This window comes from Janthinobacterium sp. JF4, from assembly GCF_059617925.1.
In genome coordinates this window covers 44,786-52,779 of record NZ_JCAQAV010000038.1, presented here as the reverse complement: position 1 = coordinate 52,779, position 7,994 = coordinate 44,786, and the positions used below count along the sequence as shown (strand labels likewise).

At 68.0% G+C, this 7,994-nt stretch carries 6 protein-coding genes and 1 tRNA gene; 1 reads left to right on the top strand and 6 read right to left on the bottom strand.

Annotated features, from left to right (window positions below):
• Positions 1-3 precede the first annotated feature (3 nt).
• The 4 genes from AC54AF_RS21985 to AC54AF_RS21970 form a co-directional block, all read right to left on the bottom strand.
• Positions 4-80: transfer RNA gene (locus tag AC54AF_RS21985), tRNA-Met, on the bottom strand.
• A 46-nt stretch (positions 81-126) separates the two neighbouring features.
• Positions 127-1,305, bottom strand: coding sequence for a methyltransferase (locus tag AC54AF_RS21980; RefSeq protein WP_496638228.1), 1,179 nt, complete (start codon positions 1,303-1,305; stop codon positions 127-129).
• Between the two features lie 58 nt (positions 1,306-1,363).
• Positions 1,364-2,227 carry a hypothetical protein gene (locus AC54AF_RS21975; RefSeq protein ID WP_496638227.1) on the bottom strand — a complete coding sequence of 288 codons (864 nt, stop codon included), beginning with the start codon at positions 2,225-2,227 and terminating at the stop codon, positions 1,364-1,366.
• A 59-nt stretch (positions 2,228-2,286) separates the two neighbouring features.
• Positions 2,287-2,496, bottom strand: coding sequence for a hypothetical protein (locus AC54AF_RS21970; protein ID WP_034755039.1), 210 nt, complete (start codon positions 2,494-2,496; stop codon positions 2,287-2,289).
• A 178-nt stretch (positions 2,497-2,674) separates the two neighbouring features.
• On the opposite strand from AC54AF_RS21970, the gene AC54AF_RS21965 reads away from it, so the two are divergent.
• Positions 2,675-2,842, top strand: coding sequence for a hypothetical protein (locus tag AC54AF_RS21965; protein WP_496638226.1), 168 nt, complete (start codon positions 2,675-2,677; stop codon positions 2,840-2,842).
• A gap of 16 nt (positions 2,843-2,858) precedes the next feature.
• Here AC54AF_RS21965 and AC54AF_RS21960 read toward each other — a convergent pair whose 3' ends face one another.
• Positions 2,859-6,617, bottom strand: coding sequence for an AAA family ATPase (locus AC54AF_RS21960; RefSeq protein ID WP_496638225.1), 3,759 nt, complete (start codon positions 6,615-6,617; stop codon positions 2,859-2,861).
• A 16-nt stretch (positions 6,618-6,633) separates the two neighbouring features.
• Positions 6,634-7,860, bottom strand: coding sequence for an exonuclease SbcCD subunit D C-terminal domain-containing protein (locus AC54AF_RS21955; protein WP_496638224.1), 1,227 nt, complete (start codon positions 7,858-7,860; stop codon positions 6,634-6,636).
• Positions 7,861-7,994: the final 134 nt, after the last annotated feature.

The window sequence follows — 7,994 nt, the reverse complement described above, 5'->3', positions numbered from 1 at the left end:
TATTGGTTGCGGGGACAGGATTTGAACCTGTGACCTTCGGGTTATGAGCCCGACGAGCTGCCAGACTGCTCCACCCCGCAGGCGAATTATAGCGGGGTTTGCTGCAATGCGCAATGGCTGACTGGATTAGGCTGCCGCCAGGCGCCACAGCGACGTGATTTCCTTCGAGCGGGCCGCATGCAGGCTGTCCGTCGCATCCTGCGCGCGCGGGTGCGTGGGTTTCACGTCCAGGCGGTCGATCACTTTCAAGCCCGCTTGCGCTATCCATTCCAGCAATTGCGCGCGCGGGCGCAGGCCCAGGTGCTCGGCCAGATCAGACAAGATCAGCCAGCCTTCGCCGGCCGGCTCCAGATGATCGGCCAGGCCGGCGAGGAAACCGCGCAGCATGCGGCTGTCCGGATCGTAGACGGCGTATTCGATGGGCGAGCTTGGGCGGGCCGGCAGCCATGGCGGATTGCACACGACGAGCGGCGCGCGTCCCGCAGGGAACAGGTCGGCCTGCACCACGTCGACCTTGTCGATCAAATCGAGGCGGGCCAGGTTTTCGCGCGCGCAGGACAGGGCGCGCGGATCCTGGTCGGTGGCGACGATGCGCTGGACGCCGCGCTGCGCCAGCACGGCGGCCAGCACGCCCGTGCCCGTGCCGATATCGAAGGCCAGCTTGGCGCGCGCGGGCAGCGGTGCGTCCGCCACCAGGCCCACGTATTCGCCGCGGATGGGCGCGAACACGCCGTAATGCGGGTGGATGCGCTGGCCCAGGGCCGGCAGTTCCACGCCCGTGCGGCGCCATTCGTGCGCGCCGATGAGGCCCAGCAGCTCGCGCAGCGAGGCGACGAACGCTTCTTCGCCGCGGCCATACGCTTCGTTGCAAGCCAGTTTCACATCCGGCGCGCGGCGCAGCGGAATCGTGTAGTCGGCGTCAAAAGGCAGCAGCAGCATGGCCAGGGTGCGGGCGCGCTGCGACTGGGCCTGGCGGTGCAAGTGGAACGCTTCCGTGGCGGACGGTTCCGGCTTGGCCAATTTGGCAGCCTTGGCCTTCTTGCTCGGCTTGTCGTTCTTGTGGTCGGCGCGCCGCGCCAGCGCCTGCAGCAGCTGGCGCGCGTTCTGGAAGTCGCCGCGCCACAGCATGGCCGTGCCTTCGCAGGCCAGGCGGTAAGCCTGGTCGGCCGTCGTGCGGTCATCGGCGATGACGACGCGCTTGGGCGGCGGCATGCCGCTTTCCGAGCGCCAGCGGGCCGAATGCTCGGCGCCGTTTTCGCTCCAGTGGATCTGCGGATGAACGGTAGGGGAAGAAGTGTCGGACATGGGTTTCAATCGATAGAAGGGGGCGCGCGGCATGGTCGCCTGCGCAGGCCGTCTTCCATTATACGTCGCTGGCCGTGCCGTCAGCAGTGTCGGTGCCATAGGCGAGAGCCAGTGCGCGGGCGCGCGCCTGGTCTTCGGGCGTGGTTTCCACGGCTTTCCTGTCGACTTTGGCAGTCTCGGTGGCATGCTCCGGCTGCACCAGCTTGAGCAAACGCAAGCTCAGGCTGCCCGCCAGGTCGCCATCCTTGCCGCTGGCGCTGGCGCCATCGGACTGGTGATTGAAGATGCTGCTTTGCAATTGCTGGCCCAGCAGCTTGAACAGGTCGTGCAGATTGCCGCCGAAGTGGGTGGCGGGCAACTCCTTGGCGGGCAAGGCGGCGTCATCGGCGGAGATGGCTTCCTCGCCTGCCTCTTGCGTTTGCTCAAGGACGCCCGCGCTGATGTTCGATTGATATTGCACTTCCACTTCGAAGTCGAAGGTCTGGCCATCGGCCGTCGTGATCTTGCCCTTGCCGATGAAGTGCGCGTTTTCATCGAGGCTGAAGGCGGCCGCGCGGCTGCTGCCTTTGGCGCCCGAGACGCTGGCGCTGCCACCGCTGAAGCTGGAGCCGGCTTGAAGGTCGACCGAATCGAAAGCGACCGTGGCGCCGTCGCCAAACAGCTGGCGCGTCATGTTGCTCAGAAAATCCTGCGCCACGTCGATGGTGGCGTTGCCCAGCGCGTCGGTCCGTTGCGACAGCCCCTTGGCCGACAGGTCCAGGCCATTTTTCGACAGGGCCACTACGTCTTGCGCCGTGCGCTGCATCAGGGGCGAAGCGGCCAGTCCGGACGCGCCGGCGCCCGCTTTTTGCGGCGTTCGGCCTGCCAGGGTATTGGCGGCAGGCTGGCGCGAGCCGGAGGCGAGGGCGGGGAGCTGGGACATGGCAGGGTCAAATGGGGAAGATAAGCAATTAACGGCAATATCGCCCCATTCTTTAACCATTAGTGGTGGTGCGACCAGCTACCGTCTGCCGACTCCAGGTAAGACTTGACGGCATCGGCCTGGCCCGTGGCGTGGCGCTTGAGTTCGCCGCATGCGCAAATGCCCTGATACGGCTGGATATGCGAGCAGGCGGAGACCTTTTGCAGGTAGACCTGCATGGATTTGTGACATTTTACGCACTTGAAGGTGAGGCTGCGGGCGGCTTTCATGGGTTTCCTTGAACTGTTGCGGGGCGTAGGCGGTGCCTGCGCGAAGGCGGCGATTTTAACGTACTCCGGCCATCGTTACACGTTGTTGCATCTGCGCCACGCGCACGTCAACTGAATCCGCGCCATGACGTTGAGCGTATATAGGAGGTCGTCTGACCGCCATTGAAGAGGTAGCACCATGGACAAGCATGACAAGGAAAAGCCTGTACCGCCCGCCAAGGAGCTGGTCAGGAAGTGGCTGAAAGCGGAATTGGAACAGCGCCGGCCGCCGCCCGACCCCGAGCAGATTCGCCGCGAACTGGGCTGGGATTTGCTCAGGCTGGGACGGGAGCCTCTACCGCGCTGACGCCCTTGCCATGCCGTTAGCGCACCGTCACCACGCTCTTGCCGCCGGACCCGGGCTGCACGAGGATGCGGGTGGCGATGCGCTCCGTCATTTCCTGCACGTGCGAGATGACGCCCACCTTGCGGCCCATCGCCTGCAAGCCGTCGAGCGCATCCATGGCCACGCGCAGGGTTTCCGTGTCGAGGCTGCCGAAGCCCTCGTCGATGAACAGCGATTCGACGCGCACCCGGTTCGAGGACAGCGAGGCCAGGCCCAGCGCCAGCGCCAGCGAGACGAGGAACGATTCGCCGCCCGACAGCGAGTGCACGGAACGCAGCTCGCCGCCCATGTCCTGGTCGCGCACCATCAGGCCCAGCGACGGATTGTTCGGGTTGTCGATGCGTTCGAGCTGGTAGCGGCGCGCCAGGTGGTTCAGGTGCGCGTTGGCATAGCCGAGCAGCACTTCCAGCGTGAATTGCTGCGCGTAGTTGCGGAATTTCTTGCCATCGGCCGAGCCGATCAATTCATTCAGGCTGGCCCAGCGCCGCTCGATGACGGCTTGCGCCTCGATCTGCGCCAGCACCGCTTGCGCGCTGTGGCGCCGCGCGTCGTCCTGCGCGATGGCCAGGCGCAAGCGCGTCGCTTCCTGGTTGGCCGCCTGGCGTTCCTGCCCCAGTGCGTCGAGTGCCGACTGCAGCACGGCCACATCCATTTCCAGCGCCTGCGGCGGCTGCTGCACATGCGCTTCGAGTTGCTGCCGGCGCTCAGCCAGCACGGAAACGGCCGCCGTGTGGCGGTCGGCGATCACTTGCAGGGCGTCGCGTTCGGCGCGCATGGCTTCCGGCGCGATGGTCAGGCGCGCGCGCAAACCGGCCATGTCGGCGGGCGCGTGAGCAGGGTGGGCGTGCTGGAACTGGCGCAGCCAGTCGTGCAGGGATGCCGTGGCGCCGACTTCCTGCTCACGCAGGGCGGCCAGGCGCTGTGCCAGCTGCGCGCACGCTTCTTCCAGACGCGCGCGCTGCTGGCTGGCCGACTGCGCCGCCGTTTGCTGCTGCGCCAGCAGCTCTTTGGCTGCAGCGATGGCGCTTGCCAGGCTGCGTTCCACCTCGGCCACGCTCTGGCCTTGCCATAGCGCGTTGCGCTGCGCTTGCAGTGCCGTGCGCTGTTTGTCTGCGGCGGCAAAGGCGGCGTGGGTCTCTTGCGCCGTTTGCTGCGCCTTGCCAGCGGCCAGCAGCGCCGCTTCCAGCTGCGCGGCCAGGGTCGCCAGCGCGTGGCCGCGCCTGTCCTGGTCTGCCTGCTGTTTCAGCCATTGGCGGCTTTCCGCGTCGCGCGCCGCGCGGAAGGCGGCGGGGCCGGCGCGCCAGCTGTCTTTCCAGCCTTCGGCGCCTTCCACGTCGTCAAACGCGGCATCTAGCTGCGCCAGCAAGCCGTCAAGCGTGGCGCGCGACGTTTCCGCCTTGTCCAGACTGGCCGCCTGCTGCGCCTGCAACTGCGCCAGCCGTGTCTGCGTTTCGGCGACGGTGCTTGTGCAGCGCGCGTGTTCGGCGCCGGCCAGTTCGTGCGCCGCCTGCGCTTGCTCGCGCCGCGCGCTGGCCTGGCGCAGCGCCGCCTCCTGCTGCGCCAGCGCCTGCCGGGCTGCCGCATTGGCCGCCAGCTGCTGTGCGAACCAGTCCGCGCGCGGGTGTTCCGGCGGCAGCTGCAGGGTGTCGGCCTGCGGTTGCCATTGCGCGTGCAAGCGCTCGATGACGGGCGGCAGGGCTGCCAGTTCGGCTTCTGTTTGTGCCTGTTCGCGCGCATAGCCGGCCAGCGCAGCCTTGTGCGTGGCCAGTTGCTCCAGATTGCCGCGCGCCTGTGCGCGGCAAGCCAGGACGTCATCCTGCAAGCTGGCCAGCATCGCCTGCAGGGCGTCGTCGGCATGGCTATACGGGTGTTCCAGCGCGCCGCAGACAGGGCAGGGCTGCTCGTCCTGCAAGGTGGCGCGCAGCTGTTCGACGCTGGCCGCGCATGCCGCTTCGGCGCCTTTCAAGGATTTTTCCGCCTGCGCCAGGCGCGCTTCCAGCAGCGCCGTTTGCGCCGCATGCGCCGCCAGCGCCGTGCTTTCCGTGTGCGCGGCCTGGGCCAGTTGCGCGGCCCGCGCTTGCCCGTGCGCCAGCGCCTGCTGCTGGCGTGCCAGCTCCGTCCACGTCTTTTCCGCCGTAGTCAACTGGCGCGCTTGGTCTTCCAGCTGGCCGCGCTGTTCCTGCAGCAGTTGTGCGTCAATCGCTTGCACGGCGGACAGCGCCTCGCGCCGCTGCGCATCGTGCGCGGCGAGGGTGCTGGCGGCGGCCGTCAGTGCGGCTTGTGCCTCGTGGCCCGCTTTGCCCGCCGCGCGCACCAGCTGCGCCGCTTCGGCCACCCTGGCATCGGCCGCATCGGCTTGCGCGGCAGCCTGGCCGGCCTGGGCGAACAGCTGGTCCGACAATTGCCACGACGTGGCCAGCGCCTGCCAGTGCTGGTGCGATGCCAGCCACAGGCGGCCCGTTTCCTGCTCCGCCTGCATGGCGTGCTGGCGCTGCTGCAGATCGTGCAAGGTGGCGCGCGCCGTTTCGTTGGCCTGGTCTGCCGCCAGTGCCGCCTCCCTGGCCCGGCGGTGCGCCGGCAAGTGGGCTGCAATGCCGGCATCGAGCGCCTTGGCTTGATCGAGCAGGGGCGCCGCGTCGCGCTGTGCCGCTTCTCCTGCCTGCAAGGCCGCTGCCGCCAGCTGCACGGCCTGCGCCAGTTGCGTTGCGCTGGCCACGGCCTGCGCCGCCTGCAGGCGCGACGCTTCCAGCGCGGTGCCGCTGCTGGCGATGTCGCTCGCCAGGCGTGCCAGGTCATCGATCAGGGGCCGCGCCGGCTGCAGCAATTCCCACTGCGCCAGCGCCGCGCGGCGTTCTTCGGCAGCGGCCCGTTCGGTATCCGCGCTATCGAGCGTCTCCTGCGCCGCCGCTACCTGGCTTTGCAGCTTGTGCGTCTCCTGGTGCCAGCGCTGCTGCAGTTCCAGCACCGTCTTGCGCAAGTCGATGGTGTGCAGGGTGGTCTCGGCCGCGCCGCACAGCGCCTCGGTATCGGTCCGTTCTTCCGGCGACATGGGCCGCTGGTCGGCCAGTTTTTCGCCCAGGCGTTCGAGCACCTGCTTTTCCTTTTTCGCCCGCTCGAAGGCGCGCACGGAAATGTCGGTATAGATGCTGCTGCCCGTCAGGGTTTCCAGCAATTCGCCCCGTTCATTGTCTTCCGTCTTCAGGAAGGTGGAGAATTCGTTCTGCGCCAGCAGCACGGCGCGGGTGAACTGGTCGAAGGACAGGCCGATGCGCTTTTCGATCTCTTCCTTGACTTCCGTCTTGGTGCCGCCGATGGGCTGCAGCGCGGGCAGCTTGTGCAAGCTCATGGCGGTCGCCTGCAGCGCCCCTTCGGCGCGGGTGCGCGAGCGGCGCACGCTCCAGCGCGCGCGGTAGTGACCGCCGTCGTTGCCGACGAAGTCCACTTGCGCATAGCCGTCCGGCGTGCCGCGGCGCAGCAGGGTGCGCGTATCCTGGGCGTTGACGGTTTCCTTGCCCACGTCGGGCAGTGCGCTGCCCCGGCCCAGCACTTTCAGCAGGCGCGGCGTGGCGTCGTACAGGGCCAGGCACAGGGCGTCGAGCAGGGTGCTCTTGCCCGCGCCCGTGGGCCCGCTGATGGCGAACAGGCCTGCGGACGCCAGCGGCTCCTGCTGGAAGTCGACTTCAAATTCGCCGGCCAGCGAGGCCAGGTTCTTGCCGCTGATGTTCAGGATTTTCATGGTTTTTCAGGAGTGCTCAGGCGCCGGGCAGCAGCAGTTCGGCCAGGGCCGACAGTTGTTCGGGCGGTGCGGGCCGGCCGTATTTTTGCAGGTACAGGCGGCGGAAGATGTCGTCGGGCTGCAGCTGGCCTAATTGGTCGAGCGTCATGTTCTCGGTCGCGCTGCTGCGCGCGGCGCTCGACGTCTCGATCTTCGCCAGGCGCACGTGCTTGCCATCGAGCGCCGTCTCGATGCGCGCGCGCAGGCCCGGTTCGGGGGCATCGAGGCGCACGCGCACTTCCAGGAACGGTTGCGCTTCCGTGGGTGCATCGGGCACGTCGAGGGCGGCCAGCTGCGCCAGCACCTCGGTGATGGGCGCCGGCGCGGCGGGCACGCGCAGCAGGGGCACGGCGCGCGGCACGGCGATGGCGCGCACGGACTGCAGCGTGTCGCCATCGATTTCGAGGCACAGCACCTGGTGGCGGTAATTCACTTCCGCGAACGACAGGGGAATCGGGCTGCCGCAGTAGCGGATGCGTTCCTGGCCGCCCACGGCCTGCGCCTTGTGCAGGTGGCCCAGCGCCGCATACGCGATGGCGGTATCGAACATCCCCGATGGCAGCATCTCGGTGCCGCCGATGACGATGCGGCGTTCGGAGTCGTTCGACATTTCGCCGCCCACCATGTGGCAGTGGCCCATGGCGATGATGGCCTGGCCGGGCTGGCGGCGCGCCAGCGCCAGGTCCGCCAGCTGGCGGTACAGCAGGGCGATGCCGCCCAGGTAGGCGTCCTGGGTATCGCCGGCCGGCAGTTTCGGCACGTCGCCGGGGCGCAGGAAAGGCACGGCCAGGCACCAGGCCCGTACCTGGCCATCGCTGCCGGTGAGCGGCAGCAGCAGGCGTTCCAGGTCGATGTCGCCATCCTCGCCGCGCAGCAAATGGCCGATCACGTGCGTGCCATGCGCGGCCAGCAGGGGGCCGGGCGCTTCCAGGCGGCCGGCCGAATCGTGGTTGCCGGCGACGACGACCAGCTGCAGCCCGGGCAGGCGCGCGCGCGCCTGCTGCAGGAACACATACAGCTGCTTTTGCGAGGCGGCCGACGGGTTGGCGTTGTCGAACACGTCGCCGGCGACGAGCAGCACGTCGACCTGTTCGGCGACGAGCGTGTCGAGCAGCCAGTCGAGGAAGCGCTGGTGCTCGTAGCCCCGCTCATAATTGTGCAGGGTCTGGCCCAGATGCCAGTCGGAAGTGTGCAGCAGGCGCATGGTGGGGCAAGGGTAGGGGAGGACAGGCGCCAATATAGCAGGAATGATAGGGGGCAGACCCGTTGGGGGAAAGTTTCCAGGTAGGGAACTTGCCGATCGCGAAGCGACTGACCCCAGCCTTCAGTTGGGCTTGC